This is a genomic window from Actinomycetota bacterium (assembly GCA_005888325.1).
Taxonomy (GTDB): Bacteria; Actinomycetota; Acidimicrobiia; order Acidimicrobiales; family AC-14; genus AC-14.
In genome coordinates, this window is sequence record VAWU01000019.1 from 117955 (window position 1) to 142317 (window position 24363).

At 72.6% G+C, this 24363-nt stretch carries 31 protein-coding genes; 22 read left to right on the top strand and 9 right to left on the bottom strand.

What is annotated here, in order from left to right; all coding sequences use genetic code 11:
* Nucleotides 1–14: 14 nt before the first annotated feature.
* Nucleotides 15–362, bottom strand: coding sequence for a hypothetical protein (locus tag E6G06_05800; protein TML92556.1), 348 nt, complete (start codon nt 360–362; stop codon nt 15–17).
* On the opposite strand from E6G06_05800, the gene E6G06_05805 reads away from it, so the two are divergent.
* A complete protein-coding gene (locus E6G06_05805) occupies nt 361–1107 on the top strand; it encodes a hypothetical protein (protein ID TML92557.1) in 747 nt (248 codons plus the stop codon). The two genes, E6G06_05800 and E6G06_05805, sit on opposite strands and share 2 nt — an antisense overlap.
* Here E6G06_05805 and rlmN read toward each other — a convergent pair.
* A complete protein-coding gene (gene rlmN / locus E6G06_05810) occupies nt 1070–2107 on the bottom strand; it encodes a 23S rRNA (adenine(2503)-C(2))-methyltransferase RlmN (protein ID TML92558.1) in 1038 nt (345 codons plus the stop codon). The genes E6G06_05805 and rlmN overlap by 38 nt on opposite strands.
* 61 nt (nt 2108–2168) lie before the next feature.
* Here rlmN and E6G06_05815 point away from each other — a divergent pair, with 61 nt between their 5' ends.
* A complete protein-coding gene (locus E6G06_05815; GenBank protein ID TML92559.1) occupies nt 2169–2900 on the top strand; it encodes a hypothetical protein in 732 nt (243 codons plus the stop codon).
* On the opposite strand, the gene mshD is transcribed toward E6G06_05815, so the two are convergent.
* Complete coding sequence (mshD, locus tag E6G06_05820; GenBank protein ID TML92560.1) at nt 2893–3852, bottom strand: mycothiol synthase; 960 nt, start codon at nt 3850–3852, stop codon at nt 2893–2895. The genes E6G06_05815 and mshD overlap by 8 nt on opposite strands.
* A gap of 53 nt (nt 3853–3905) precedes the next feature.
* Between mshD and nth the strand changes: the two genes are divergently transcribed.
* Together nth and E6G06_05830 are read left to right on the top strand one after the other, a co-directional pair.
* Nucleotides 3906–4556 (top strand): endonuclease III, encoded by a 651-nt coding sequence (gene nth, locus E6G06_05825; protein TML92561.1) that lies wholly within the window; start codon nt 3906–3908, stop codon nt 4554–4556.
* Between the two features lie 104 nt (nt 4557–4660).
* Complete coding sequence (locus tag E6G06_05830) at nt 4661–5197, top strand: hypothetical protein (GenBank protein TML92562.1); 537 nt, start codon at nt 4661–4663, stop codon at nt 5195–5197.
* Between the two features lie 66 nt (nt 5198–5263).
* On the opposite strand, the gene E6G06_05835 is transcribed toward E6G06_05830, so the two are convergent.
* Nucleotides 5264–5515: a hypothetical protein gene (locus E6G06_05835; GenBank protein TML92563.1), complete on the bottom strand. Its 252-nt coding sequence runs from the start codon at nt 5513–5515 to the stop codon at nt 5264–5266.
* Between the two features lie 104 nt (nt 5516–5619).
* Between E6G06_05835 and hisD the strand changes: the two genes are divergently transcribed.
* Genes hisD through hisF form a run of 6 tightly spaced genes read left to right on the top strand, consistent with a single transcriptional unit; the run spans nt 5620 to nt 10648 of the window.
* On the top strand, nt 5620–6909 hold the full coding sequence (gene hisD, locus E6G06_05840) for a histidinol dehydrogenase (protein ID TML92564.1): 1290 nt from the start codon (nt 5620–5622) through the stop codon (nt 6907–6909).
* A 23-nt stretch (nt 6910–6932) separates the two neighbouring features.
* A complete protein-coding gene (hisC, locus tag E6G06_05845; protein ID TML92621.1) occupies nt 6933–7958 on the top strand; it encodes a histidinol-phosphate transaminase in 1026 nt (341 codons plus the stop codon).
* Nucleotides 7955–8548 carry an imidazoleglycerol-phosphate dehydratase HisB gene (gene hisB, locus E6G06_05850; protein TML92565.1) on the top strand — a complete coding sequence of 198 codons (594 nt, stop codon included), beginning with the start codon at nt 7955–7957 and terminating at the stop codon, nt 8546–8548. Before hisC ends, hisB begins: the two co-directional genes overlap by 4 nt.
* Nucleotides 8545–9159 carry an imidazole glycerol phosphate synthase subunit HisH gene (hisH, locus tag E6G06_05855; protein TML92566.1) on the top strand — a complete coding sequence of 205 codons (615 nt, stop codon included), beginning with the start codon at nt 8545–8547 and terminating at the stop codon, nt 9157–9159. The genes hisB and hisH overlap by 4 nt, the downstream gene beginning before the upstream one ends.
* Complete coding sequence (gene hisA / locus E6G06_05860; GenBank protein ID TML92567.1) at nt 9159–9890, top strand: 1-(5-phosphoribosyl)-5-[(5-phosphoribosylamino)methylideneamino]imidazole-4-carboxamide isomerase; 732 nt, start codon at nt 9159–9161, stop codon at nt 9888–9890. Before hisH ends, hisA begins: the two co-directional genes overlap by 1 nt.
* The gene (gene hisF / locus E6G06_05865; GenBank protein TML92568.1) at nt 9887–10648 is read left to right on the top strand and encodes an imidazole glycerol phosphate synthase subunit HisF; all 762 of its coding nucleotides are present in this window, start codon (nt 9887–9889) and stop codon (nt 10646–10648) included. The genes hisA and hisF overlap by 4 nt, the downstream gene beginning before the upstream one ends.
* Nucleotides 10649–10669: 21 nt before the next feature.
* On the opposite strand, the gene E6G06_05870 is transcribed toward hisF, so the two are convergent.
* Nucleotides 10670–11290: an alpha/beta hydrolase gene (locus tag E6G06_05870; protein TML92569.1), complete on the bottom strand. Its 621-nt coding sequence runs from the start codon at nt 11288–11290 to the stop codon at nt 10670–10672.
* Nucleotides 11291–11316: 26 nt separating this feature from the next.
* On the opposite strand from E6G06_05870, the gene E6G06_05875 reads away from it, so the two are divergent.
* Genes E6G06_05875 through E6G06_05895 form a run of 5 tightly spaced genes read left to right on the top strand, consistent with a single transcriptional unit; the run spans nt 11317 to nt 15305 of the window.
* Nucleotides 11317–11643 (top strand): co-chaperone GroES, encoded by a 327-nt coding sequence (locus E6G06_05875; GenBank protein ID TML92570.1) that lies wholly within the window; start codon nt 11317–11319, stop codon nt 11641–11643.
* Nucleotides 11644–11690: 47 nt separating this feature from the next.
* Nucleotides 11691–12074, top strand: coding sequence for a phosphoribosyl-AMP cyclohydrolase (gene hisI, locus E6G06_05880; protein TML92622.1), 384 nt, complete (start codon nt 11691–11693; stop codon nt 12072–12074).
* Nucleotides 12061–13599, top strand: coding sequence for an anthranilate synthase component I (locus E6G06_05885; protein ID TML92571.1), 1539 nt, complete (start codon nt 12061–12063; stop codon nt 13597–13599). Before hisI ends, E6G06_05885 begins: the two co-directional genes overlap by 14 nt.
* The gene (locus E6G06_05890; GenBank protein ID TML92572.1) at nt 13592–14491 is read left to right on the top strand and encodes a folate-binding protein YgfZ; all 900 of its coding nucleotides are present in this window, start codon (nt 13592–13594) and stop codon (nt 14489–14491) included. The genes E6G06_05885 and E6G06_05890 overlap by 8 nt, the downstream gene beginning before the upstream one ends.
* A 4-nt stretch (nt 14492–14495) precedes the next feature.
* Complete coding sequence (locus E6G06_05895; GenBank protein ID TML92573.1) at nt 14496–15305, top strand: carboxypeptidase regulatory-like domain-containing protein; 810 nt, start codon at nt 14496–14498, stop codon at nt 15303–15305.
* 18 nt (nt 15306–15323) lie between these two features.
* Here E6G06_05895 and E6G06_05900 read toward each other — a convergent pair whose 3' ends face one another.
* The 3 genes from E6G06_05900 to E6G06_05910 form a co-directional block, all read right to left on the bottom strand.
* On the bottom strand, nt 15324–15704 hold the full coding sequence (locus E6G06_05900) for a PaaI family thioesterase (GenBank protein TML92623.1): 381 nt from the start codon (nt 15702–15704) through the stop codon (nt 15324–15326).
* A 75-nt stretch (nt 15705–15779) separates the two neighbouring features.
* A complete protein-coding gene (locus E6G06_05905) occupies nt 15780–17114 on the bottom strand; it encodes a HAMP domain-containing protein (protein TML92574.1) in 1335 nt (444 codons plus the stop codon).
* Nucleotides 17115–17135: 21 nt separating this feature from the next.
* On the bottom strand, nt 17136–17849 hold the full coding sequence (locus tag E6G06_05910; protein ID TML92575.1) for a response regulator transcription factor: 714 nt from the start codon (nt 17847–17849) through the stop codon (nt 17136–17138).
* Nucleotides 17850–17897: 48 nt separating this feature from the next.
* Here E6G06_05910 and trpC point away from each other — a divergent pair, with 48 nt between their 5' ends.
* The 7 genes from trpC to E6G06_05945 are packed head-to-tail and all read left to right on the top strand — an operon-like array spanning nt 17898 to nt 23696.
* Entirely contained in the window at nt 17898–18671 is a 774-nt protein-coding gene (trpC, locus tag E6G06_05915; GenBank protein ID TML92576.1) for an indole-3-glycerol phosphate synthase TrpC, read from the top strand.
* A complete protein-coding gene (locus E6G06_05920) occupies nt 18671–19924 on the top strand; it encodes a TrpB-like pyridoxal phosphate-dependent enzyme (protein ID TML92577.1) in 1254 nt (417 codons plus the stop codon). Before trpC ends, E6G06_05920 begins: the two co-directional genes overlap by 1 nt.
* Before the next feature lie 4 nt (nt 19925–19928).
* The gene (locus E6G06_05925) at nt 19929–20723 is read left to right on the top strand and encodes a class I SAM-dependent methyltransferase (protein ID TML92578.1); all 795 of its coding nucleotides are present in this window, start codon (nt 19929–19931) and stop codon (nt 20721–20723) included.
* A 25-nt stretch (nt 20724–20748) separates the two neighbouring features.
* A complete protein-coding gene (locus E6G06_05930) occupies nt 20749–21411 on the top strand; it encodes a phosphoribosylanthranilate isomerase (GenBank protein TML92579.1) in 663 nt (220 codons plus the stop codon).
* Nucleotides 21412–21425: 14 nt separating this feature from the next.
* Entirely contained in the window at nt 21426–22592 is a 1167-nt protein-coding gene (gene trpB, locus E6G06_05935) for a tryptophan synthase subunit beta (GenBank protein ID TML92624.1), read from the top strand.
* A gap of 4 nt (nt 22593–22596) precedes the next feature.
* The gene (trpA, locus tag E6G06_05940; protein ID TML92580.1) at nt 22597–23376 is read left to right on the top strand and encodes a tryptophan synthase subunit alpha; all 780 of its coding nucleotides are present in this window, start codon (nt 22597–22599) and stop codon (nt 23374–23376) included.
* Between the two features lie 8 nt (nt 23377–23384).
* Nucleotides 23385–23696, top strand: a complete 312-nt coding sequence (locus E6G06_05945; GenBank protein ID TML92581.1) for a hypothetical protein — start codon at nt 23385–23387, stop codon at nt 23694–23696.
* Nucleotides 23697–23711: 15 nt separating this feature from the next.
* Here the strand turns inward: E6G06_05945 and E6G06_05950 are convergent, their stop codons facing one another.
* A complete protein-coding gene (locus E6G06_05950; GenBank protein ID TML92625.1) occupies nt 23712–24347 on the bottom strand; it encodes a phosphonatase-like hydrolase in 636 nt (211 codons plus the stop codon).
* Nucleotides 24348–24363 lie beyond the last annotated feature (16 nt).

The window sequence follows — 24363 nt, forward strand, 5'->3', positions numbered from 1 at the left end:
TCGTGCGCGTTCGGTTACTTGAACCAGATGCGCTGGTAGTCGCGGCTCTGCGGGTGCAGGAGCAGCGCGACGAGCGCGATCTCGAACATCAGGTTGATGATGCTGTAGCCGAGGATGCTCGACCCGCTCAGGAGTCGCAGCACGAAGGGCAGGAACGCCATGGCCACGCCGACGCCGTAGCCCCACTTCTGCTCGTTGGCGATGCCGAAGCCGCCCGCCGCGCTGCCCACGATGATCAAGAGCCCGAACACCGAGAAGAGGCCACCGAAGATCGCGGTGAACGCGGCGTTGAAGTAGAGCAGGAACACGGCGATCTGCAGCGTCTGGGGCTGGGAGGGGTTCACCCACCGGCGGGTTTCCATGGGTGACAGTCTGGCAGCAGTCGTGCTCGCGGCCGGGGCAGGTGCCCGGCTGCGGCCGTTGACCCGCATCCGGCCCAAGGCGCTGTGCCCGGTGGGCAACGTGCCGCTGGTCGACGCCGCGATCGAGCGGGCCCGGCGCGTCACCCCGGCCGTGGCGGTCAACGTGCACCACGGGCGGGCGTTGCTCGAGGCCCATCTGGCCGGTCGGGTCCATCTCTCGATCGAGGCCGACCGGGCGTTGGGCACCGCGGGCGCGTTGGGCAACCTGCGGACGTGGCTCGCCGGGCGCCCCGCGCTCGTGCTCAACGCCGACGCCTGGCACGAAGCCGACCTCGCCCCCTTCGTGGCGGGTTGGGACGGCGAGCGCGTGCGACTGCTCGTGGTGGGAGACCGCGCCCTCGGTCCGAACACCTCGGTCGTGGCCGCGCTCCACCCCTGGTCCGACGTGGAGCGGCTCGACGCGGAGCCGTCCGGCCTCTATGCGCGCTCATGGCGCCGGCACGCGAGCGACGGACGGCTCGACGTCGCCGCGTACCACGGCCCGTTCCACGACTGCGGCACGCCCGCGCGCTACCTCGCCGCGAACCTGGCCGCATCCGGAGGTGCGTCGGTGGTGGGCGCGGCGGCGACGGTGGCAGGGGAGATCGACCGCTGCGTGGTCTGGCCGGGCGCGGCGGTGCGACGAGGCGAGCGGCTCAGCAACGCGATCAGGGCCGACGAGCGGACAACGGTGATGGTGCGCTGACCTCGCCCGCGAGCTGGCCGCACGCGGCCGCGATGTCGGTGCCGCGGTTGCGGCGCACGGTCACGTTGACGCCCAGCTCCCGCACGCGGTCGCGGAACTCGCGCACGCCGGCAGGGGGGGTGCCACGGGTCGCGAAGCCGGGCGTCGGGTTCAGGGGGATGAGGTTCACGTGGGCGCGCAGCGGCCGCGCGTACGCGGCCAGCTCGGCGGCGTCGGACGGACGGTCGTTCACGCCGTCGATGAGCGCCCACTCGAACGAGAGGCGCCGGCTCTTGGCGCGCAGATAGTCCTCGCACGCAGCGTGTAGCGCCGCGAGCGGGTAACGGCGGTTGACGGGCACCAGCCGGTCGCGCAGGCCGTCGTTGGCCGCGTGGAGCGACACGGCAAGGTTGACGGGCAGCCGCTCGCCCACGAGCCGGCGGATGCCGGGGACGATCCCGACCGTCGACAGCGTGAGGTGCCGGGCGGAGACACCCATGGCGCCGTGGAGGCGCTCGACCGCGGACCACACCGCGTCGTAGTTCGCGAGCGGCTCGCCCATCCCCATGAAGACCACGTTCGACACCCGCCGGGACGCGGAGCGACGGCGGGCCCACACGATCTGCTCGAGGATCTCCCCGGTCGTGAGCTGCCGGTCGAACCCGGCCTGCCCGGTCGCGCAGAACCCACAGGCCATCGCGCAGCCCGCCTGGGTGGAGACGCAGACGGTCGTGCGCGCCGGATAGTGCATCAGCACCGTCTCGATCGCGTGCCCGTCCGGGAGGGCGAGCAAGAGCTTCACGGTCGTGCCGCCGTCGCTGACCTGCTCACGCGCCAGGCTGAGCGCAGGTGGCAGCGCCTCGGCCAGCCGCGAGCGGAGCGTGCGGGGGAGATCGGTCATCGCCTCGATCTCCACGTTCCGGCGGTAGAGGCCGTCCCACACCTGTGCCACCCGGTACGGAGGCTCACCGGAGAGCTGCGACGCCAGCGTGTCGCGATCGACGTCGTAGCGCGTGGCCATACTGTCGAAGCTAATCGCCGCCGTTCAGCCAACCGCGCCGGGCGCGGTAGCGTTCCCGTCGATGGCCACCTCTCGTGAGGTCGTGCCGCAGCTGCGACCCGAGCATCACCACCGCGACATCCAAGGCGGCGCGGCGCGCGCGGCCATCTTCGGCGTGAGCGACGGGCTCGTGTCGAACGTGTCGCTCATCCTGGGGATGGCGGGCGCGGCGTCGACGCGACCCGGCATCGTTCGGCTGGCCGGCCTGGCCGGTCTCATCGCGGGATCGGTGTCGATGGCCGCGGGCGAGTTCATCTCGATGCGGGCGCAGCGTGAGCTCTTCGAGCGGGAGCTCGACATGGAGCGGCGCGAGATCCGTCGCCGTCCGTTCGTCGAGCAGGTCGAGCTGGCCGACATCTACGAGTCGCGCGGGGTCGAGCCGGAGACGGCCATGCAGCTGGCGGGCGAGATGATGCGCGACCCCGAGCTGGCGCTGGAGACCCATGCCCGCGAAGAGCTGGGCATCGACCCGAGATCGCTCGGATCGCCCCTCCGGGCAGCGGTCTCCTCGTTCGTCACCTTCTCCCTCGGCGCCCTGGTGCCGCTGCTGCCCTGGTTCTTCAGCCGCGGCACCGCGGCCACGGTCGCGTCGCTCGTGCTCGCGGGCCTGGCCGCGATCGGCGTCGGCTGCCTGCTGGCCCGCTTCACCGGCCGTTCGCGGCTGTTCACCGCATCGCGTCAGCTGGCGTTCTCGATGGTGCCGGCCGCGATCACCTACGGCATCGGCACGGCCGTCGGCGTGGGGGTCACGTAGCGCCGTTCGGCGAGGGCGCGCCCCCGGGCCCGTCGGCGGATTCGGGCGCCACGTCGATGACGTAGGCGCGGTCGACGTGGTCGACGGTGAAGCCCAGGTCCTCGTAGAGGTGGACGGCGGGCGTGTTGGAGCGGTCGACGTAGAGCATGCCCACGGTGATGCCCCGCGCGTGGAGCGAGTCGAGGCCGGCGAGCACGAGCGAGCGGCCCAGCCCCAGCCCCTGGAAGTCGGGGTCGACGGCGACCACGTAGATCTCGCCGAGCGGGGGGTCGTGGTCGTCGTGCACCTTGGTCCAGCAGAAGCCCGCGAGCCGGGGCGGGTCGCCGCGTTCGTGGAGGAGGAAGCCGGTGGGGTCGAACCACGGCTGCTGCTCGCGGCTCTTGAGGGTCTCGACGTCCCAGCCGCCCTGCTCGGGGTGCCACTCGAAGGCGCGGTTGTTGACCTCGAGCCACGCCGCCTCGTCGCACCCGGGCTCGAAGGCGCGCAGCTCGAGCTGCCACGGCTTGCCGACGGGCAGGGAGCGTCGCATCTGCAGCAGCTCGCGCCCGGAGGTGAAGCCCGTGCGCCCGGCGATGAGGTCGTGCTCGGAGCGGGGCTTGGGCACCCAGAGGTGCACGTGGCCCCCGCCCTCGCTGCGGACGATGGCGAGCGCCGCTTCCACGAGCGTGGTGCCGATCCCGGCCGCGCCTTCGCGATGGTGGGGGTCGACGACGAACTCGAGCGCCCACGACTGCGATCCCTTGGTCAGCTGGGCGAAGCCCACCGGATGGTGGTGGCCCGGCTCCCACGCCACCAGGCCCGCGAAGCCCTCCCGGCCGCCCTGCACCAGATCGAGCCACTGGTGGTCGCCGAGCGGTGCGTGGCCGTCGGCTGCGGTGGCCAGCTCGACGAGCTCGGACACCGCGTCGATGTCGCCCTGCGCCATCTGGCGCTTGATCTCGAGTCGGGCCACGGGCGAAGGGTACCGGGCACGCGCTCGCGGTCGGGGGTCTAGCCTCCGCGTCTGTGCCCCGGCCCCGCAGCCCGAGGGGTCGCGCCCGCGAGACGGTCGCCCGGTTGGCCCGGGAGTACCCGGGCTCGGCGGCCTCCCTCTGCGCTCTCAGCCACGACGGCCCGTTCCAGCTGCTCGTCGCGACGATCCTGTCCGCGCAGACCACCGACGAGCGGGTCAACCTGGTCACGCCCGCGCTCTTCGCCCGCTACCCCGGCCCCCACGACCTCGCGGCCGCCGATCCCGGCGAGGTGGAGGAGCTCATCCACTCCACCGGCTTCTTCCGCGCCAAGACCCGCAGCCTGGTGGGCATGGCGACGGCCGTGGTGGAGCGCTACGGCGGGCAGGTGCCGAGCGCGCTGGACGACCTCGTCACCCTCCCCGGCGTCGGGCGCAAGACGGCCAACGTGGTGCGCAGCGTCGCCTTCGACGCGCCCGGGCTGCCCGTCGACACCCACGTCGGCCGGCTCACCCGTCGGCTGGGCCTCACCACCGAGACCGACCCGGTCAAGGTCGAGCACGAGGTGGGGAGCCTGGCGCCGCCGGCCGAGTGGGGCGCGCTCAGCCTCCGGCTCATCCTCCACGGCCGGGCGGTGTGCCGGTCGCGCAAGCCCCGCTGCGACGTGTGCGTGCTGAACGACTTCTGTCCGTCGGCCTTCGCCTGACCACGCCCGCTCACACTTTCCTCATATCGGCCTGATTCGTCGCTCATGGGTGCCTTCGATCCTGAATGCGCCAATCACGCCCGCCCCGTCCCGGAGACAGGAACATGCTGAAGCGGAACATCGCAGTGCTCACCATCGGCGTCGTCGTGCTCGGCACCGGCGCCTACGCATGGGCACAGGGCGCGCCCCAGCGACCCACCACGACCACCCTCGAGCCGGGGAGCGCACAGCCGAAGTCGCGGCCCGGAGGGGCGCGCGGCGAGGCGCGACGGGCCCGTCGCTTCGCGCGCCGAGCCATCCACGGCGACCTGATCGTCCGCAGCAGGCAGGGCTTCGAGAACGTCACGTTCGACAAGGGCGACGTCGTGCGCCACAGCGCCACGTCGATCACCGTGAAGCGGGCCGACGGCGTCGAGGTCACCAAGACCATCGACGGGTCCACCCGGTTCAGGGGGATCCAGTCCGCCGACGGGATCGTCGACGGCCGGCCCGCGCTCGTCGTGGCCAAGGGCGAAACCGCCGTCCTCGTCGCCCAGCGGTCGGGCGACGCGCCGGCCCGCCCGCGGCTTCGCGATTCGGGGAACTTCCGCCGCCGGGGGACTACGGTTGTGGGAGGTGGGGAACAGGTACCCGCCACCTGACCCCCCTGGCGGTGTCCCGGGTTCCGCCGCCCGGACCGCCCGCTGACGGCGCCCCCAGGGGCGCCGTCAGTCGCGCCGCGTCGCGCGAGCGTGCGCGAGGCGGCGGACTGCCTCGCGCAACGAGCGCTCGACCTCGAACAGGTCGCTCGCGAGCAGGTCGTCCTCGGTGCCGGCGAGCGGCTCGGCGATGGCGGCCACCCGACTGGTGAGCTCGTCGAGCGCGGTGGTCAGCGACGACAGCTCGGCGAGAAGGGACGGGCTGGGATCCCCTGTCACACGGGAGCTGCGCTCCTCTGCTCCGCTTCGGTGCTCGCTCACCGGTCCACCATCCTTCTTCTCCGCCCTGCGCGCGCTGCTTCTAAGGCCCTCGCTCGGAAAGCCCGGTCTACCCGCGAACCGGTGCCACTACCATCGAATGGCTCATGCTCACCCGGCTCGACCTCCGTGGCCTCGACGGCGACCTGCGCTCGCGCCTGCCCCGCCCGCACGACAGCGAGGCGGCGCCGACCGACGCGGTGCGCGAGATCCTGGCCGAGGTGCGCAAGCGCGGTGATGCCGCGGTGCGCGAGTACACGCAGCGTTTCGACGGCGTGGCGCTCGACGACCTGCGCGTCGAGCTGGCAGAGCTCGCGGCGGCGCTGCGCGCGACACCGCCCGAGTTGCGCGAGGCGCTCGAGGTCGCGCAGGCCAACATCGTCGCGTTCCACCGCACGCAGCTGCGCCGCGACGGTCGTCACGAGCGCGACGGCGTGGTGGTGCGGGAGCTCCGACGCCCGGTCGACCGCGCCGGTCTCTACGTGCCGGGCGGTCGGGCCCGCTACCCCTCGACGGTGCTGATGACGGCGATCCCCGCGCGTGTCGCGGGCGTGGAGCAGCTGGTGCTGTGCGTGCCGCCCGACGCCGACGGGCGCGTCGCGTCGGTCACGCTGGCCGCCGCCGCGCTGGCGGATGTCGACGAGGTCTACAGCATCGGTGGTGCCCAGGCGGTGGCGGCCATGGCCTACGGCACCGACACCATCGGGGCCGTCGACGTGATCGTGGGCCCGGGCAACGTCTGGGTGGCCACGGCCAAGCGTGAGGTGGCGGCCGAGGGGGTGGTCGGGGTGCCGTCGGCCTTCACGGGCCCGTCGGAGGTGGTCGTGGTGGCCGACGACACCACGCCGCCCGCGCTCGCCGCCATCGACCTGATCGTGCAGGCCGAGCACGGCCCCGACGGCCTGGCCTGGCTCATCACCTGGTCGGAGCGCACGGCCGACGCCGTCACCCGCGAGGTCGCCCGGCGCGTGGCCGCCTCGCCGCGACGAGCCGACATCGAGAGCACCCTCACGGGCAACGGTTACGCGGTCGTCGTCGACGGGCCCGACCAGGCGATGACCGTGGCCAACCTGATCGCGCCCGAGCACCTGCAGCTGATGAGCGCCGACCCGGAGATGCTCGTGCCCCTGGTGCGCAGCGCAGGTGCGGTGTTCTGCGGGTGGTACGCACCCGCGTCGGTGGGCGACTACGTCGCCGGGCCCAGCCACGTGCTCCCGACGTTCGGCTCGGCCCGCTTCGCCGGCGCGCTGCGGGTCGACGACTTCCTGAAGCAGCTGCACGTGGTGTCGGTCGACGAGGCGACGCTCGCGCGCCTCGCACCGCACGTGGCGGCGATCGCCGAGGCCGAGGGGCTCGTGCACCACGCCGAGTCGGTGCGACTGCGGGGCGAGCTGTGAATCCCCGCGACGACATCGCGCTCATGGAGGGCTACCACTCGCCACAGCTCGACGTGAAGGTGCGGCTCAACACCAACGAGTCGCCGTACCCGCCGCCGCCCGCGTGGCTCGACGCGTTCGTCGACGAGCTCCGCGGGCTCGACTTCAACCGATACCCCGACCGCGACGCGCTCGACCTGCGCGCCGCGATCGGGGAGCTGCACGGGTTCGGCCCCGAGCACGTCTTCGTGGCCAACGGATCCAACGAGGTGCTGCAGTCGCTCTGCCTGGCGTATGGCGGTGCGGGGCGGTCGGTCGCGGTGTTCGAGCCCACCTACGCGCTGCACTCGCACATCGCGCGGGTCACGGGCACACGTGTGGTGGTGGGCGAGCGCGACGACGGCTTCGCGCTCGTCCTCGACGAGGCCGAGCGCGTGCTGCGCGAGACGTCGCCCGCGATCGTGTTCCTCTGCTCGCCGAACAACCCCACCGGCATGATCGAGCCCGACGAGGTGGTCGACGGCGTGCTCGCCGCCGCGCCGGGCCTGGTGGTGATCGACGAGGCCTACGGCCAGTTCGCCCCGCGCTCACACGTGGGGGCGGTCTCCGACACCGCGCCGCTGGTTGTCACCCGCACCTTCTCGAAGACGTGGTCGCTGGCCGCGCTGCGTCTCGGCTACTGCATCGCGCCGGTCGAGGTCGTGCGCACGCTCGAGCAGGTGGCGCTGCCGTACCACCTCGACGCGGCGAAGCAGGTGGCCGGCCGTCTGGCTCTGCGCCACGTGCCCGAGATGGAGGCGCGCGTTGCCGCGCTCGTCGAGGAGCGGGGCCGGCTGACGGCCGGCCTCACCGAGCTGCCGGTCGACGTGTGGCCGTCGGGCGCCAACTTCCTGCTGTTCCGCCCACGCGCGGTCGACGGGCAGGTTGCCTGGCAGGGACTGGTCGACCGGTCCGTGCTGGTGCGCAACTGCGCATCGTGGCCCGGGCTCGCGGGATGCCTGCGCGTCACCATCGGCACGCCCGATGAGAACGACGCGTTCCTGAAAGCGCTCGACGAGGTGTTGTCGTGAGCGCCCGTCGTCGCGCCACGGTGTCGCGGAACACCAAGGAGACGTCGATCGACGTCGACCTCGACCTCGACGGGTCGGGCGTGGTGGCCGTCACCACCGGCCTCCCGTTCTTCGACCACATGGTCGGCCAGCTGGGCAAGCACGGCGGCTTCGACCTCACGGTCAAGGCGGAGGGCGACCTCGACGTCGACGCCCACCACACCGTGGAGGATGTCGGCATCGCGCTGGGCCACGTGCTGGGTCAGGCTCTGGGCGACAAGACGGGCATCCGCCGCTTCGCCTCGATGTCGCTGCCGCTCGACGAGGCGCTGGTCGACGTCGCCCTCGACCTGTCGGGACGTCCCTTCCTGCACTACGAGGTCGAGCCCGGCCGCGAGCCGCTGGGCAAGCCGCCGTTCGACCCGCAGCTGGCGGAGGAGTTCTGGCGGGCGTTCGCCACATCGGCCGCGATCACGCTGCACCTGCGCCTGCGCAGCGGCAAGAACCCCCACCACATCCTCGAGGCTTCGTTCAAGGGAGTGGCCCGTTGCCTGCGCGACGCCGTGCGCATCGAAGGCGGGGGGGTGCCCTCCACCAAGGGCACGCTGTGATCGCGGTCCTCGACTACGGGATCGGCAACCTGCGCTCGGCCCAGAAGGCGCTGGAGCGGGTGGGCGCCGACGCGGTCCTCACCGACGACCCCGCCACGATCGGAGCGGCCGACGGGGTCGTGCTGCCGGGCGTCGGCGCGTTCGGGCGCTGCATGGAGGCGCTTCACGCCACCGGGCTCGACGAGCTGGCGTGGCGCGCCGTCGACTCGGGCCGCCCCTTCCTCGGCGTGTGCATCGGCATGCAGTTGCTGTACGCCGCGTCCGACGAGGACCCCGGAGTTGCCGGCCTCGGTGTGCTCGAGGGGTCGGTTCGACTGCTTCCCGACACCGTGAAGCGGCCCCAGATGCAGTGGAACGTGCTCGAGCACGACGGCGCGGCGCGGATGCTCGCGGAGCTCGATGACCCGATGTGGATGTACTTCGTCCACTCCTACGCGCCGGAGATCGGCGCGGACGTGGTGGCCACGTGCGACTACGGCGGTCCGGTCGTCGCCGCGGTCGAGCGGGACAACGTGTGGGCGACGCAGTTCCACCCCGAGAAGTCGGGGTCGGCCGGGCTGCACCTGCTGCGCAACTTCGTGGCTGTGTGCGAACGCGCCCGCCGCTTCTGATGGACCTCTACCCGGCCATCGACCTGCGCGGCGGACGCGTGGTGAACCTGGTCCAGGGCGACTTCGGGCGCGAGACCGCCTATCGCGACGACCCGGTCGCGGTCGCCAAGGACTACGAGGCCGCGGGCGCCCCGTGGATCCACGTGGTCGACCTCGACGCGGCGCGGGGCACGGGCCACAACCGCGAGTTGGTCGCTTCGATCGCGGCCTCCGTGCAGACGCCGGTCCAGTGTGGCGGCGGGGTGCGCGACGATGCCGCCGCGGAGGCGCTCCTCGACGCGGGTGTGCGCCGGGTCGTGATCGGCACCGCGGCGGTCGAGGACCCCGACCTCGTCGGGCGACTGGGCGCGCGTCACCCCGGCCGCGTGGCCGTCGGCCTCGACCACCGCGACGGCGAGGTGCGCGTGCGCGGCTGGGTCGAGGGCTCGGGGGCGCGGCTCCTCGACCTCGTGACTGCACTCGCGGCGACCGGCGCGGCCGCGGTGGTCGTCACCGACATCGGGCGCGACGGCATGCTCGCGGGCACCGACGTCGACGGGTTGCGCGCGGTCGTGCGCACCACCCACCTGCCCGTGATCGCGTCGGGCGGTGTGGGCTCGCTCGACGACCTGCGCGCCCTCGGCGGCACGGGCGTCTCGGGTGTCATCGTGGGTCGGGCCCTCTACGAGGGCGCGTTCACCGTGCAGGAGGCCGTCGCCGCGCTGCGCTCGGTCGATGGCAGGTCGGTGTGAGGAGCACCCGGGTGATCCCCTGCCTCGACGTCGACGCGGGGCGCGTCGTCAAGGGCGTCAACTTCGTGAACCTCGTCGACGCGGGTGATCCTGTCGAGCTCGCCGCCCGCTACGACACCGAAGGTGCCGACGAGGTCGTGTTCCTCGACATCACCGCGTCGTCGGACGCGCGCGACACCATCGTCGACGTCGCCCGGCGCACCGCCGAGCAGGTGTTCATCCCGTTCACCGTCGGTGGAGGCGTGCGCACGGTCGACGACGCCCGGCGCCTGCTCCGCGCCGGCGCCGACAAGGTGGCGGTCAACACGGCCGCCATCGCGGACCCGGCGCTCATCACCGCGACGGCGAGGGAGTTCGGTGCCCAGTGCGTCGTCGTGGCCATCGACGCCCGCCGGCGGCCCGCCGGAGGCTTCGGCGTCTACACCCACGGCGGGCGCAACCCCACCGAGCTCGACGCAGTGCGATGGGCCGCCGAGTGCGAGCGGCGCGGAGCGGGCGAGATCCTGCTCACGTCGATGGACCGCGACGGGACGCGCGACGGCTTCGACCTCGAGCTCACCCGCGCGGTCGTCGACGCGGTCGGTGTTCCCGTCATCGCGAGCGGCGGCGTCGGCACGCTCGAGCACCTGGCCGAGGGCGCGCTCGAGGGCGGCGCCGACGCGGTGCTCGCCGCATCGATCTTCCATTTCGGCGAGCACACCGTGCGCGCCGCCAAGGAGCACCTGACGTCGCGCGGCCTCGTCGTCCGCCCGGCCTGACGTCCTGAGGTCGCTTCTTGTCTACGACAAGAAGTGGTTGATGAACTCGACCGCGAGCTCCACCACGCGGTCGGTGCGGCCCACCAGGAAGTGGTCCGCGCCCGGCACGACCTGGATTCGGGTGTTCGTCCACGACGCGACCACCTCGGCCGCGGACTCGGGCGAGCGGAACTGGTCGCGCTCCGGCACCAGGAGCAGTGTCGGGCGGGGGTCGGTCGCGGCCGCCACGTGCTCGGCGTGGCGCAACGGCGGCGCGACCGCGAACCAGCCGGCGTGGCGCGCGTCGTAGACCGCGAGCGACGTGTCGGCGCCGAACGACCAACCCCCGAGCACCAGCGGTAGATCAAGTCCGAGCCCCTCCAGGGCGTCCAGCCCGGCGACCACGTCGAGGCGCTCGGCCCGGCCGTTGTCGTGCGTGCCCTCCGACGCGCCGACGCCACGGAAGTTGAAGCGCAGGGCAGCCACACCGGCCGCCGGTAGGCCCGCGAACAGCGCGCCGATCACGATCGAGCGCATGTTCCCGCCGTGGAGGGGGTGTGGATGGGCGAGCACGACCGCGGCGTGCGCGCCGTCGGGGACCTGCAGCTCACCCTCCAGCGTGAGCCCGTCGGCGGTCTGCAGCTGGACGGTTTCGATGGCCATCAGCTGCGAACGGTACCGTCGAGGTCATGAGCGAGGCGGCCGAGAAGCAGCCCATCAAGATGGTCAACGACCGGATCCTCGTGCAGATCCCGTCGGCCGAAGGCGAGCGGAAGTCGCGCGGTGGCATCTTGATCCCGGCCACCGCCCAGGTGTCGAAGCGCCTCGCGTGGGCCGAGGTCGTCGCCGTGGGGCCCCACGTGCGGAACCTCGAGCCGGGCGACTCGGTGCTGTTCAACCCCGAGGACCGCTACGAGGTCGAGGTCCGCGGCGAGGAGTACCTGATCCTGCGCGAGCGCGACATCCATGCCGTCGCCTCCGAACGCATGGACGGCGGCACCGGGCTCTATCTCTGACGGCGACGGCGACAATCCCGCCGGGCAACGCCTCGGCCGCCACTACCATCGCCATCGTGCTCGAGGAAGACATCGCCGAGGTCGCGTTCAACGCCGACGGCCTCGTCCCCGCCATCGTGCAGGAGGACGGCACCGGCAAGGTGCTCATGATGGCCTGGATGAACGAGGCCACGCTGCGCGCCACGCTCGAGACGGGGCGCATGACGTACTGGAGCCGGTCGCGCCAGGAGCGCTGGGTGAAGGGCGACACGTCCGGTGATCGTCAGTGGCTGCGGCGGGCCTACTACGACTGCGACGGCGACGCGCTGCTCTTCGTCGTCGAGCAGGACGGCCGCGGTGCGTGCCACACCGGTGAGCGCACCTGCTTCTTCCGTGCTTTCGAGCTGCCGGCCCTCGCGACACCGGCCTCCGAGACGCGTGACGACCACTAGTCCGTCGCGCGACGACTTCCGGGTCCTAGCGCGCAAGTACACGGTCGTGCCCGTGTGGCGTGAGGTGCTGGCCGACCTCGTCACACCCGTTGCCGCGTTCCTGCGCCTCGTGGGCGACGGGCCCGGCTTCCTCTTCGAATCGGTCGAGCACGGCGAGCGGTGGTCGCGGTTCTCGTTCGTGGGCCGCAACCCGTCGGCCACGATGGTCGCGCGGGGCGGTCGTCTCTCCGTCGAGGGCACCTTGCCGGAGCGCGTTCCGCGCGATCGCGGCGTGCTGCGGGCGGTCGAGGAGCTCCTCCGCCTGTACCGCTCGCCGTCACTGCCCGATCTGCCGCCGCTGCACGGCGGCGTGGTGGGTTACATCGGCTACGACGTCGTGCGCGAGGTCGAGCACCTGCCCCACGTCCCGCCCGACGACCTCGGCTTCCCCGACGCGGTGCTCTCGGTGATCGGCCAGCTCGCGGCGTTCGACCACTGGCGCCAGCGGGTCACGCTCATCGAGAACGTGATGGTGCCCGACGGCGGCGATGGGCGACCGGCCGCGGACGACGCCGCGCTCGACCGGGCATACGACGACGCGGCCCGCCGGCTCGACGCACTGGCCGCCGACGGCGCCCGCCCACTCGCGGAGCCCGTGGTCGAGCCGCCCCGCGTCGACGATCCGCTGCCGACCGTGCGGTCGGCGATGGGCTCGCGCCCCTACTGCGACGCGGTCGAGGTGGCCAAGGAGCACATCCTGGCGGGCGACATCTTCCAGGTGGTGCTGTCGCAGCGCTTCGACCTCGAAGGCGGCCTCGATGCCGAGCCGTTCGACGTGTACCGGGTGCTCCGTCAGGTCAACCCCAGCCCCTACATGTACTTCTTCCGACATCCCGAGGTGACGGTCGTGGGCTCGTCGCCCGAGCCGATGGTGCAGCTGCTCGAGGGCAAGGTGATCTCCCGTCCCATCGCAGGCACCCGGCGACGGGGCCGCACCGACGCAGAGGACCGACGCCTCGCGGGTGAGCTCAGCGAGCACCCGAAGGAGCTGGCGGAGCACATCATGCTCCTCGACCTGGCGCGCAACGACGTCGGTCGGGTCGTGCGGTTCGGCACCGAACGGGTGGACGAGATGATGACGCTCGAGCGTTACAGCCACGTGATGCACCTCACCTCACAGGTGTCCGGAGAGCTGGTCGAGACCAAGGGCCCGATCGACGTCCTCCGGGCCACGCTGCCCGCGGGAACCGTTTCGGGTGCCCCCAAGGTCCGGGCGATGGAGATCATCGACGACCTCGAGCCGACCAAGCGCGGCCCGTATGCCGGCGTGGTGGGCTACTTCGACTTCTCCGGCAACCTCGACACCGCGATCGCGATCCGCACGATGTTCGTCACCGCGGCCGGGCGGGCGTCGGTGCAGGCGGGCGCGGGCATCGTGGCCGACAGCGATCCCGAGGCAGAGGACGAGGAGTGTCGCAACAAGGCCGCCGCGCTGCTGGCGGCGGTCCCCGCGGCGCGGCGCATGGGGCGGGTGCGCGATGGATGAGGCGAAGGCGGACTACCACGCGCTCCGACACGACGTGGGGGCCGTGTGGCTCCCGCGCGACTTCGTGCAGGTCGCCGGCCCTGAGGCCGAGGCGTACCTGCAGGGCCAGCTGAGCCAGGACGTGGCAGCGATCGCGCCCGCGTCCTCGGCGTGGTCGTTCCTCCTGCAACCGCAGGGCAAGGTCGACGCGCTCGTGCGTGTCGTGCGCCACGCGCCCGACCGTTTCACGCTCGACGTCGACGGCGGCTTCGGCGACGCAGTGCTCGCCCGCCTCCTCCGGTTCAAGCTGCGCACCAAGGCGGACATCGAGGCGCTCGACTGGCGCTGCCTCGCGCTGCGGGGGCCGCGCGCCCACGAGGTCGCGAGCGACGGCCTGCCCACCGACTGGCCCGGGTTGCCCGGCGTCGACCGGCTCGGCCCCGATCCGGCCGTGCCCGAGGGAGTGCGGCTCTGTGCGCGCGACGCCTACGAGGTCGTACGCATCGAGGCCGGCGTACCGGCGATGGGCCACGAGCTGACCGAGCGCACGATCCCGGCCGAGGCGGGTCAGCACGTGATCGACCGGGCCGTCAGCTTCACCAAGGGCTGCTTCACGGGCCAGGAACTGGTCGCCCGGATCGACTCGCGCGGCGGGCGCGTGCCGCGGCTGCTGCGCGGTGTGGTGACGGACACGGGCGCCATCCCGCCGGAAGGAGCCACGGTCGAGGTCGACGGCGCCGCGGCCGGCACGCTGACGAGCGTGGCCCCGTCGCCCGGCGGTGGCGCGGTCGCACTCGCGTACGTGAAGCGCGACGTCGCTCCGCCGGCCGCTGCCGCGATTCGATGGGACGGCGGCGAGCGGGAGGGCGGCGACGCCCGTGCGCGACTCGAGGGACTGCCCCTCGTATCGTGACGGGGTGCGGCATCGGCTCCTCGTGTCACTGCTCGTGGTTGCGGCCGGTGTCGTCGCATGCGCCAAGACCAGGGAAGAGGCGCTGCCACGCGTGCCGCCGACGGTGCCGACCACCAGCACGACGGTGATCGACTACAGCACGGTGCCGCTCGGCGCCGTCGCGACCAAGACCACGACCACCGTGAACCAGGGCCCGGGCCGCGCCCGCCTGTCCGGGACGGTCGTGGGGCCCGACGGCCCCGTGCCCCTGGCCACGGTGCGCGTCGAGCGACTGCAGGACGACGCGGTCGTCTTCAAGGGCGACATCTTCACCGACGCCACCGGCAAGTGGCGCACCGGTCGGCTGGTGGGTGGCCGGTGGCGGGCGCGTGCGTGGCGGGCGCCCGACCTGGCCGACGTGAATCCCACGACCGTGTTCCTCGAGGCCGGCCAGGCCAAGTCGGTCCCGCTCACGCTCGATCGCTTCGGGGCACCGGCGGTGACCGCTTCGATGGCGCCTGATCCTCCGATGCTCGGCGCGAACTCCAACCTCGTCGTCGCGGTGAGCACCGCGTCGGTCGACGCCGAGGGAATCGTGCGGAGCACGCCGATCCCGAACCTGCTGGTCCAGCTGGTCGCGCCGAACTTTCTCATCTCGAACATGAGCCCGTTGCCCACCGACGCCGACGGACGCGTGGCCTGGACCGTCCTGTGCCGGTCGCCGGGACCATCGGGCCTGTTCGTCAACCTCCAGAACGGCTCACCGCAGCCCATTCACGTGGGGGACTGCGTCGAGCCGCCGCCCCCGCCGCAGCCCCCGGTCCCGCCCGCGTAGGGGTCGTCGCCCAGCCGGTCAGGCGACGATGACCGCCTGCGTCTGCGTCGACCGACTGACGAGCTTGCCGCGGTCTTCCGTCACGTCGGTCTGCACGACGATCGTCGTGCGGCCGACGTGCACGGGCGCGCTCGTGATCCAGATCCGCCCGGCCCGGACGGCGCGGAAGAAGTTCGTCTTCGACTCGATGGTGGCCGTGCCGGCGCCGGGCGGGAGGTTCAGCGCCGCGCAGACCGCGCCCATCGAGTCGGCTGCGGCCATGAGGAAGCCTCCGTGCAACATCCCGGCCGTCGTGCAGCGCTCCGGAGACCACGCGGCGCGGGCCCGCACCTCCTCCGGTCTGGCCGAGACGATCTCGAGGCCGAGCTCCTTCGCGAACGGCATCTGGTCGTGCGCCATTGCCGTGGCGGCGGTATCGGTCGCGGCGTCGGGCTCGTCCATCGGCGCGACGCTAGTGGTCGCTCGGTCGTTCCCTCAGGCACGCGCCCAGGGCTTGAGGACCACCACCATGCGGGCTCCGTGACCGTCGGCGGGCTCGGCGCGAACGGTCGCACCCATGGCGTCGACCAGCTCGCGGACGATCGAGAGACCGAGGCCCGACCCCACCTGTCGGGCGGGCGTGCGCGTCGACGTGAAGAAGCGTTCGAACACGCGGGGCAGATCGTCCGCGGGGATCCCGGGGCCGTCGTCGGCCACCCACAACACGACCGCGCCGTCGGCGCGCGCCGCGCCCACGGTGATCGCGGCCGATGCGAACTTCAGCGCGTTCTCGACCAGGTTGGCGACGACCTGTGCCAGCCGGTCGGGATCGGCGGTGGCCAGCAGGGCGCCGTGGCCGTTCGTCACCACGTCGAGCTGCACGTGCGCGTCGTCGGCCGCGGGGCGGAAGCCCTCGGCCGTCTCGGTCACCACCTCGGCCACATCGGTGGCACGCACGTCGAGCGAGAAGCGCCGCGCATCGAGCTTGGCCAGCTCGAGCAGGTCGCGCACCAGGCGCTCGAGGCGACGCGACTCGGCGGTGATCACGGCCGCAGCCTGCGCGTTGTCGGGCGCCTTGCCCTCGGCGATGGCCTCGGCGAAGCCCCGGATCGAGGTGAGCGGGGTGCGGAGGTCGTGCGACACCGCGAGCAGAAACTGCCGCTCGAGCCCACGCGAGCGCTCGAGGGTCTCGGCCATCGAGTTGATCGACCGTGTCAGCGTCGCCAGCTCGTCGTCGCCGCGAGGCTCCGGAAGGCGCGCGGACAGATCGCCCGCCGCGATCCGGCGGGTGGCCCGCTGCGCATCGCGGAGTGGGCGGGTGAGACGAGAGCCCAACACCGAGGCAACCGCGACGGCTGCGCCCAGGGTCACGATGGCGGCCAGCGCGAACCACCGCCCGCCCGAGCGGAGCCCGGTGTCGGGCTTACGCGTGAGGACCACGACGCGCGCCCCCGGACGGGTGGAGGGGACGCGTGCCGCGGCGAAGACGAGGTTGCCGTGCGCGCCCGAGACCACACGACCGGCGAGCAGCGCCTCCAGGTCCAGGTCGCTGTCGGTGACACCCGCGGGCAGCGCGGTGGCGCGGTTGCCCAGGGCTCCGAACGTGACGACCTCGGCTCCCTGGAGACGGAGCGCGCGCCGGAGGAGCTGGGTGACCGCGGGACGGCGCGTCCCCTGCAGGCTGGTCGCGACGTCGACCACCCGCTGCTCGAGGTCACGGCGGGTCTCCCGGCGCGCCCCGAGCTGGGTCAGCACGAGCGTTCCCACGCCCGCCAGCAGCAGCGCACCCGCGATCATCCCGACGATGGCGACGGTGAGTCGCCGGGTCATGTTGGCTCGATGCAGGCGCGCTCAGTCGAGGCGATAGCCGACACCCCACACGGTGGAGAGCGGCAGCGCCTCGCCGAGCTTCTTGCGCAACTGCCGCACGTGCACGTCGACCGTGCGCTCGTCGCCGTACCAGTCGGGTCCCCAGACACCATCGAGGAGCTGCTGGCGCGTGAGCGCGAGCCCGGAGTTCTCCGCGAGGAACTTCAACAGGTCGAACTCGCGCGTGGCGAGCGCAACGACCTGACCGTGCACCCGTACCTCGCGCCGGGCGGCGTCGACCTCGACGGTGCCCACCACGATCTCGGCTCGCTCGCGCACGGGCGCTTCGGAGCGGCGCAGGATGGCGCGTACCCGGGCCACGAGCTCGCGCGGCGAGAACGGCTTGGTGACGTAGTCGTCGGCGCCCATCTCGAGCCCGAGCACACGGTCGATCTCACCGTCGCGCGCGGTGAGCATCAGCACGGGGAGCCCGCCGTCGGAGCGGAGCTTGCGGCAGACGGCCAGCCCGTCGACCTCGCCGGGCAAGCCCACGTCGAGGATGACGAGCCGCGGCCGCTGGTCGCGCACCGCGCGCAGGCCCGCCTCGCCGTCGCGGGCCTGGACGACCCGGAAGCCCTCCTCGCGCAGATAGAGCTCGACGAGATCCGCGATGTTCTGGTCGTCCTCGACGACGACGATGGTGCCCGCCGCGCTTCTCTGGCCATCGGTTCGCCTGCCCGTCGGTTGCCCGCCCATCAGACGGATATCGTCGCGCTACCCGTGTGAGGAAAGTGTGAGCCCCGGCTGAGCATTCTCGACGACATCGTGGCGGCCCACCGCCAGGCCGCCGCCGCCGACGCCCGCTCCTTCGACGCGCTCGTGGCCGATGCGCGCCTGCTCCCGCCCCCCCGGCCCTTTCGCGACGCGCTCGCGCGTGGGCACGCCCTGATCGCCGAGGTGAAGCGCCGCTCTCCGTCGAAGGGTGAGCTTGCCCCCGACCTCGTGCCCGGCGTGCTCGCAAAGGCGTACGAGGCGGGCGGCGCCGCCTGCCTCTCGGTATTGACCGACGCGGAGTTCTTCGGTGCGCTGCCGACCGACCTGGGCGAGGCGCGCGCGGCATGCGAGGTACCCGTCCTCCGCAAGGACTTCACGGTGTCCGAGCGCGACGTCTGCGACGCCCGCATCATGGGGGCCGACGCGGTGCTGTTGATCGCAGCTGCGTTGAGCGATGACGAGCTGTCCCGCTTCGGCGCGGTGGCGCGCGGGCTCGGGCTCGCCACGCTCGTCGAGGTGCACACGGAGCACGAGCTCGAACGCGCGCTCGCCGCCGGCGCCGACCTCATCGGCGTGAACCAGCGCGACCTCACCACGTTCGTGGTCGACGACCGGCTCGCGGCCCGGCTGCGCGAGCACATACCCGACGGCGTCGTCACCGTCGCCGAGTCGGGCATCCGCGACGGCAGCGACGTGACGCGCCTGTTCGCGGCCGGCTACGACGCGGTCCTCGTCGGAGAGTCGCTCGTGACCTCGCCCGACCCCACCGCCGCTGTCCGACAGATGCTGAGAGGAGCGTCCTGATGCGCTGGACCCTGCCACCCGAACGTGTCCCCGCTGCCTGGTTCAACGTGATCCCGCACCTGCCGACCCCGCTGCAGCCACCGCTACACCCTGGCACCAAGGAGCCCGTCGGCCCGGACGACCTGGCGCCGTTGTTCCCGATGGCGCTGATCGCCCAGGAGGTCTCGGCCGAGCCGTGGATCGACGTCCCGGGTGAGGTGCTCGACGTGCTGCGCCTCTGGCGGCCGACGCCCCTCGTGCGGGCCCGCCGGCTCGAGCAGGCGCTGGGCACGCCCGCGCGCATCTACTACAAGGACGAGTCGGTCTCGCCCGCGGGCTCGCACAAGCCCAACACCGCGGTGCCGCAGGCGTTCTTCAACCGCGCCGAGGGCGTCACCCGGCTCACCACCGAGACCGGTGCGGGCCAGTGGGGCAGCGCGCTCGCGTTCGCGTCGCAGCTCTTCGGCCTCGAGTGCAAGGTGTACATGGTGCGCGCCTCGTACCACCAGAAGCCCTACCGGCGGGTGCTCATGGAGCTCTGGGGCGCATCGGTGGTGCCGTCGCCCGTCGACGACGACGAGCACCCGGGCTCGCTCGGGTCGGCGATCAGCGACGCGGTGCGCGATGCCGCGGCGCGCGACGACTCGCACTACTCGCTGGGGTCGGTGCTCAACCACGTGCTGCTGCACCAGACCGTGATCGGCCTCGAGGCCAAGGAGCAGCTGGCGGCCGCGGGCGAGGAACGGCCGGACGTCGTGATCGCGTCGTGCGGTGGCGGTTCCAACCTCGGCGGCATCTCCCTTCCGTTCGTGCCCGACGACGGCGTGCGCGTCATGGCGGTCGAGCCGTCCTCGTGCGCCACGCTCACGTCGGGCCGCTTCGACTACGACTTCGGCGACGTGGCGGGCATGACGCCGCTGCTGCCGATGTACACCCTGGGTCACGACTTCATCCCGCCCCCCATCCACGCGGGTGGGCTGCGGTATCACGGCGACGCGCCGATCATCAGCAACCTGGTGCAGGCGGGGCGCATGGAGGCGGTGGCGTACCCGCAGGGCAAGGTGTTCGAGGCCGCCGTGCAGTTCGCCCGCACCCAGGGATCGGTGCCCGCGCCCGAGACCAGCCACGCCATCTGCGCGGTCATCGACGAGGCGCTGCTCGCCAAGGAGGAGAGTGCGGAGCGGGTGATCCTCTTCAACTACTCGGGTCACGGCCTGCTCGACCTGCAGGCCTACGACGACTTCCTGAACGGCCGCCTCGACGCGAGCACCTGACGCAGTGGGCAACGACTCGGTCGTCTTCGACCGCGCCGCCGCGTTCTACGACCGCACACGCGCGCTCGCGCCGGCGACGATGGACGCCGTGGTGGCCCGTCTCGCGCGTGAGCTGGCGGGCAGAGGCCCGGTGCTCGAGCCCGGCGTCGGCACCGGGCGGATGGCGCTGCCGCTCGCCGCCGCGGGCGTCGACGTGACCGGCCTCGACCTGTCGGAGCCGATGCTGTGCGAGCTGGTCGCCAAGCGCGACAGTCAGACGCGAGGGGCCGGCGGGCGCGTGCCGCTCGTGCGGGGAGACGCGACCCGGCTGCCGTTCCCCGCCGGCGCGTTCGGTGGGGCATATGTCGTGCACCTGCTCCACCTCGTGCCCGGTTGGGCCGCTGCCGTCGCCGAGCTCGTGCGCGTGGTGCGACCGGGCGGCGTGGTCCTCGTCGAGATGGGCAACACCGGAGGCGGGGTGGCAAAGGAGATCAACGAGCGGTTCGAGCGGGCGACCGGCATCGAGCGCCGGCATCCCGGCCTCATCGCCGGTCCAGAGCGGCTCGACGTGGAGATGGCAGCACACGGCGCCCGTCTGCGTCTGCTCGAGCCCGTTGTCGAGGAGCGCACGATCAGCCCCGACCGGTTCATCGCGCGGCTGGAGGACAACGTCTTCAGCTGGACCTGGGCGCTCGACGACGCCACGCGGCACCGCGCCGGAGCGGAGGTGCGGGCATGGGCGCTCGAACGGTTGGGCTCCCTCGACCGGCCCCAACCCGCCACCGTCACGGTCGCCTACCGCGCGTACGACCTGGCTTGACCGGGTCGTCCGGTAGCGTTCGACCGTGTTCGTCAAGGTGTGCGGCACCACGAGCGAGGAGGACGCGCTGCTGGCGGTGGCCATGGACGCCGACGCCGTCGGCTTCGTCTTCGCCCCCTCGCCGCGGCAGATCTCGCCCGCGCTGGTGGCCGACATCGTCAAGCGCCTGCCACCGGAGATCATCACCATCGGCGTCTTCCGCAACGAGTCCCCCGCGCGTGTCGTCGAGATCGTCAACAAGGTGGGCCTCAAGGGTGCGCAGCTGCACGGCCGTGAGACGCCAGAACAGGCGCGATGGGTGCGCCACCGGATCCCCGTGCTCATCCAGGCGTTCGCGACCGGTGATCCCGCCATCGAGGGGGCGGCCGACTACGGCGCCGACGCGGTGCTGCTCGACGCGCCCACGCCCGGCTCCGGTCAGGTGTTCGACTGGAAGCTGGCGGAGGGCGCCCCCGACGGTCTCCGCCTGATCCTGGCCGGCGGTCTGACGCCCGAGAACGTGGGCGACGCCATTGCCGCCGTCCATCCGTGGGGTGTCGACGTCGCCACCGGTGTCGAGTCCGAGCCCGGCCGCAAGGACCCGCGCAAGCTGCGCGCGTTCGTCGCCACCGCCCGCGCCGCGGCCACGCCACCGCACACGAGCGTCCGCGAAGGTCCCTTCGACTGGCAGGAAGAGCTCGACCTGTGACGCCCTCCGATCTCATGGCCGAGCCGACGCCCGAAGGGCGCTTCGGCGACTTCGGCGGACGGTTCCTGCCCGAGGCGCTCGTGCCTGCGTACATCGAGCTGGAGAAGGCGTTCCGGTCGGCGTGGGGCGATGCGTCCTTCCGCGAGAGCTACGCCACCGTCCTGCGCGACTACGCGGGCCGGCCCACGCCGGTCACCGAGTGCCGGCGCCTCTCCGAGCAGCTCGGCGTGCGCGTGCTGTTGAAGCGCGAAGACCTCACGCACACCGGGTCGCACAAGATCAACAACGTGATCGGGCAGACGCTCCTCGCCCGGCGCATGGGAAAGCCGCGTGTCATCGCGGAGACGGGCGCGGGCCAGCACGGGGTCGCCACCGCCACCGCGTGCGCCCTCTTCGGGCTCGAGTGCGTCGTCTACATGGGCGAGGTCGACATCCATCGCCAGGAGCTGAACGTCTTCCGCATGAAGCTCCTGGGCGCGGAGGTCGTGCCGGTCTCGTCGGGCAGCCGCACGCTGAAGGACGCGATCAACGACGCCATGCGCGACTGGCTGGCGAGCGTCGAGACCACGTACTACTGCCTCGGATCGGTGATGGGCCCGCACCCGTACCCGTGGATGGTGCGCGAGCTGCAGCGCGTGGTGGGCGAGGAGGCGCACGCGCAGTGCCGCGCCATCCTCGACGGCGCCGACCCCGACTACGTCGTCGCGTGCGTGGGGGGAGGCTCCAACGCCGCGGGCACCTTCGCGGGCTTCGTCGACACCGGCGCGCGCCTGGTGGGCGTCGAGGCCGCCGGTGGTGCGGCCGTCGGGCGGGGCGTGCCGGGCGTCGTGCACGGCTCGAAGTCGTTCCTCCTCCAGGACGAGCACGGCCAGGTGCTCGAGGCGCACTCGATCTCTGCCGGTCTCGACTACCCGGGTGTCGGTCCCGAGCACGCGCACCTCGCGGCGTCGGGCCGGGCGACGTACGAGTCGGCGGGCGACCAGGAGGTGCTCGACGCGCTCCAGCTGCTGGCGCGCACCGAGGGCATCATTCCCGCCCTCGAGCCGGCCCACGCGGTCGCCTGGCTCGTGCGCGCCGCGCGCGCCGGCACCGTCCCCGCCGGGTCCACGGTGCTCCTCACCATGTCGGGTCGCGGCGACAAGGATGCCGAGCAGGTCATGAGCCTGCTGCGCCCGAGGTGACGCGGTGACGATCGAGTCGACGCTGCGGGCCCGCCGCGACGCGGGACACAAGCTCCTGGTGCCGTACGTGACCGGCGGTCTCGGGCGCGACTGGGTCGACGTGGTCCGCGCCGTGGCCGCGGCCGGCGCCGATGCCATCGAGATCGGCATCCCGTTCTCCGATCCCCTGATGGACGGCCCCGTGGTCCAGGAGGCGACGCGTCAGGCGCTCGAGCTGGGGGCGACGCCCGTGGGCGTCGTCGGAGCGCTCGGGGCTGTCGACGCGGGGGTGCCGCTCGCGGTGATGACCGCGTACAACATCGTGTTCCACGCCGGGCACGAGCGCTTCGCGCGCACGCTCACGGCCAACGGTGTCACCGGCGCCATCCTGCCCGACCTCCCGGTCGACGAGCTCGGCGACTGGGGTCCGACCGCCGCGCGCGCCGGCGTCGAGACGATCCTCCTCGCCGCACCGACCACGCCCGACGATCGCCTCGCGCGCATCTGCGAGCACTCGCACGGCTGGGTGTACGCGGTGGGGGTGCTGGGTGTCACCGGTGAGCGCGATTCGCTCTCGGCGAGCGCGTCCGTCATCGCCAAGCGCTTGAAGGCGATCACCGACAAGCCCGTCCTCGTCGGCGTCGGCGTGTCCACGGCCGAGCAGGCGATCGAGGCGTGCGAGGAGGCCGACGGCGTCATCGTGGGCAGCGCGCTCGTGCGACGGTTGCTCGAGGGTGCCGGCCCCGAGGGCGCGGCGGCGTTCGTGTCCGAGCTCCGTGCCGGGATCGACCGCGGGCGAGGTTGACGAACCGCGTGGCGTGCGAGCTCTGCGAAGCGGCGCGCATCACCCCCTGGCACCACGAGGACGACGTGTGCTGGGTGGCGGACTGCGAGATCTGCGACGTGCCGATGGTGGTCTGGAAGCAGCACGGCCCCGAGCCGCCGCCCGCCGATCGCGAGCACATGCTCGGCCGACTCCATGTGGTGGCGACGGCGCGGTTCGGAGCCGACGGCTACCACGTCGACGCGGTGATGCGCCAGATCCCCGATCACTTCCACGCTCACGCGCGCGACCCGCACTGGTGGTCGCGTCGTTTCGGCGGCGCCCGGCGCTCGGGGCTCTGAGTCGCCGCCCCGGCGTCAGCCGGTGAGGATCGCCGGGAGCTCTGCGACGCTGTCGATGATGTGGGTGTGGGGCGCCCGCTCGAGCTCGGCGCGATCGTGCGCGCCGCTCAACACGCCCGCCACCACGCCGGCGCCCGCTCGGGTCCCGGCGAGGAGATCGCTCGTCGTGTCGCCCGCGACGGCGACGTCGCGCACGTCGTCGACGCCGAGACGGAGCAGTGCGCTGAGGATCATGTCCGGGTACGGGCGGCCGCGGCCCGCGTCCTCGGGCGAGAGCGCGAGGTCGATCGAGCCCCGCCAGCCCAGCGCGTCGATGATGCGGTCGCGCGTCGACGCGCTGAAGCCGGTGGCGAGGCACAGGCGGACGCCGGCCGCGCGGAGGTCGGCCAGCGCCGTCTCCGCTCCCGCGATCGGCCCGATCTCGCCGCGGTCGACTGCCGCGTCGAACGCCCGCTCGAAGCGGCGGTTCGCCGCCCGCGCCGCTTCCTCGTCGCCGTCGAACAGCGACCGGAACACGACGATCTTCGACTGACCCATGGTCGCGCGCACGTACTCGAGCGCCCGCTCGGTGCCGTCGCCGAGCTGCGATGACACTGCGTCGATGAACGCTCGCTCGACCGCGCCGTCGTCGCTCACCGTGGTGCCGGCCATGTCGAGCACCGCCAGG

Coding starts and splice junctions, on each gene's coding strand:
- E6G06_05805 (TML92557.1), top strand. CDS start 361: ATGGGTGACAGTCTGGCAGCAGTCGTGCTCGCGGCCGGGGCAGGTGCC.
- E6G06_05800 (TML92556.1), bottom strand. CDS start 362: ATGGAAACCCGCCGGTGGGTGAACCCCTCCCAGCCCCAGACGCTGCAG.
- rlmN (TML92558.1), bottom strand. CDS start 2,107: ATGGCCACGCGCTACGACGTCGATCGCGACACGCTGGCGTCGCAGCTC.
- E6G06_05815 (TML92559.1), top strand. CDS start 2,169: ATGGCCACCTCTCGTGAGGTCGTGCCGCAGCTGCGACCCGAGCATCAC.
- E6G06_05830 (TML92562.1), top strand. CDS start 4,661: ATGCTGAAGCGGAACATCGCAGTGCTCACCATCGGCGTCGTCGTGCTC.
- hisD (TML92564.1), top strand. CDS start 5,620: ATGCTCACCCGGCTCGACCTCCGTGGCCTCGACGGCGACCTGCGCTCG.
- hisC (TML92621.1), top strand. CDS start 6,933: ATGGAGGGCTACCACTCGCCACAGCTCGACGTGAAGGTGCGGCTCAAC.
- hisA (TML92567.1), top strand. CDS start 9,159: ATGGACCTCTACCCGGCCATCGACCTGCGCGGCGGACGCGTGGTGAAC.
- E6G06_05870 (TML92569.1), bottom strand. CDS start 11,290: ATGGCCATCGAAACCGTCCAGCTGCAGACCGCCGACGGGCTCACGCTG.
- E6G06_05875 (TML92570.1), top strand. CDS start 11,317: ATGAGCGAGGCGGCCGAGAAGCAGCCCATCAAGATGGTCAACGACCGG.
- E6G06_05890 (TML92572.1), top strand. CDS start 13,592: ATGGATGAGGCGAAGGCGGACTACCACGCGCTCCGACACGACGTGGGG.
- E6G06_05900 (TML92623.1), bottom strand. CDS start 15,704: ATGGCGCACGACCAGATGCCGTTCGCGAAGGAGCTCGGCCTCGAGATC.
- E6G06_05905 (TML92574.1), bottom strand. CDS start 17,114: ATGACCCGGCGACTCACCGTCGCCATCGTCGGGATGATCGCGGGTGCG.
- E6G06_05910 (TML92575.1), bottom strand. CDS start 17,849: ATGGGCGGGCAACCGACGGGCAGGCGAACCGATGGCCAGAGAAGCGCG.
- E6G06_05920 (TML92577.1), top strand. CDS start 18,671: ATGCGCTGGACCCTGCCACCCGAACGTGTCCCCGCTGCCTGGTTCAAC.
- trpB (TML92624.1), top strand. CDS start 21,426: ATGGCCGAGCCGACGCCCGAAGGGCGCTTCGGCGACTTCGGCGGACGG.
- E6G06_05950 (TML92625.1), bottom strand. CDS start 24,347: ATGGCCGGCACCACGGTGAGCGACGACGGCGCGGTCGAGCGAGCGTTC.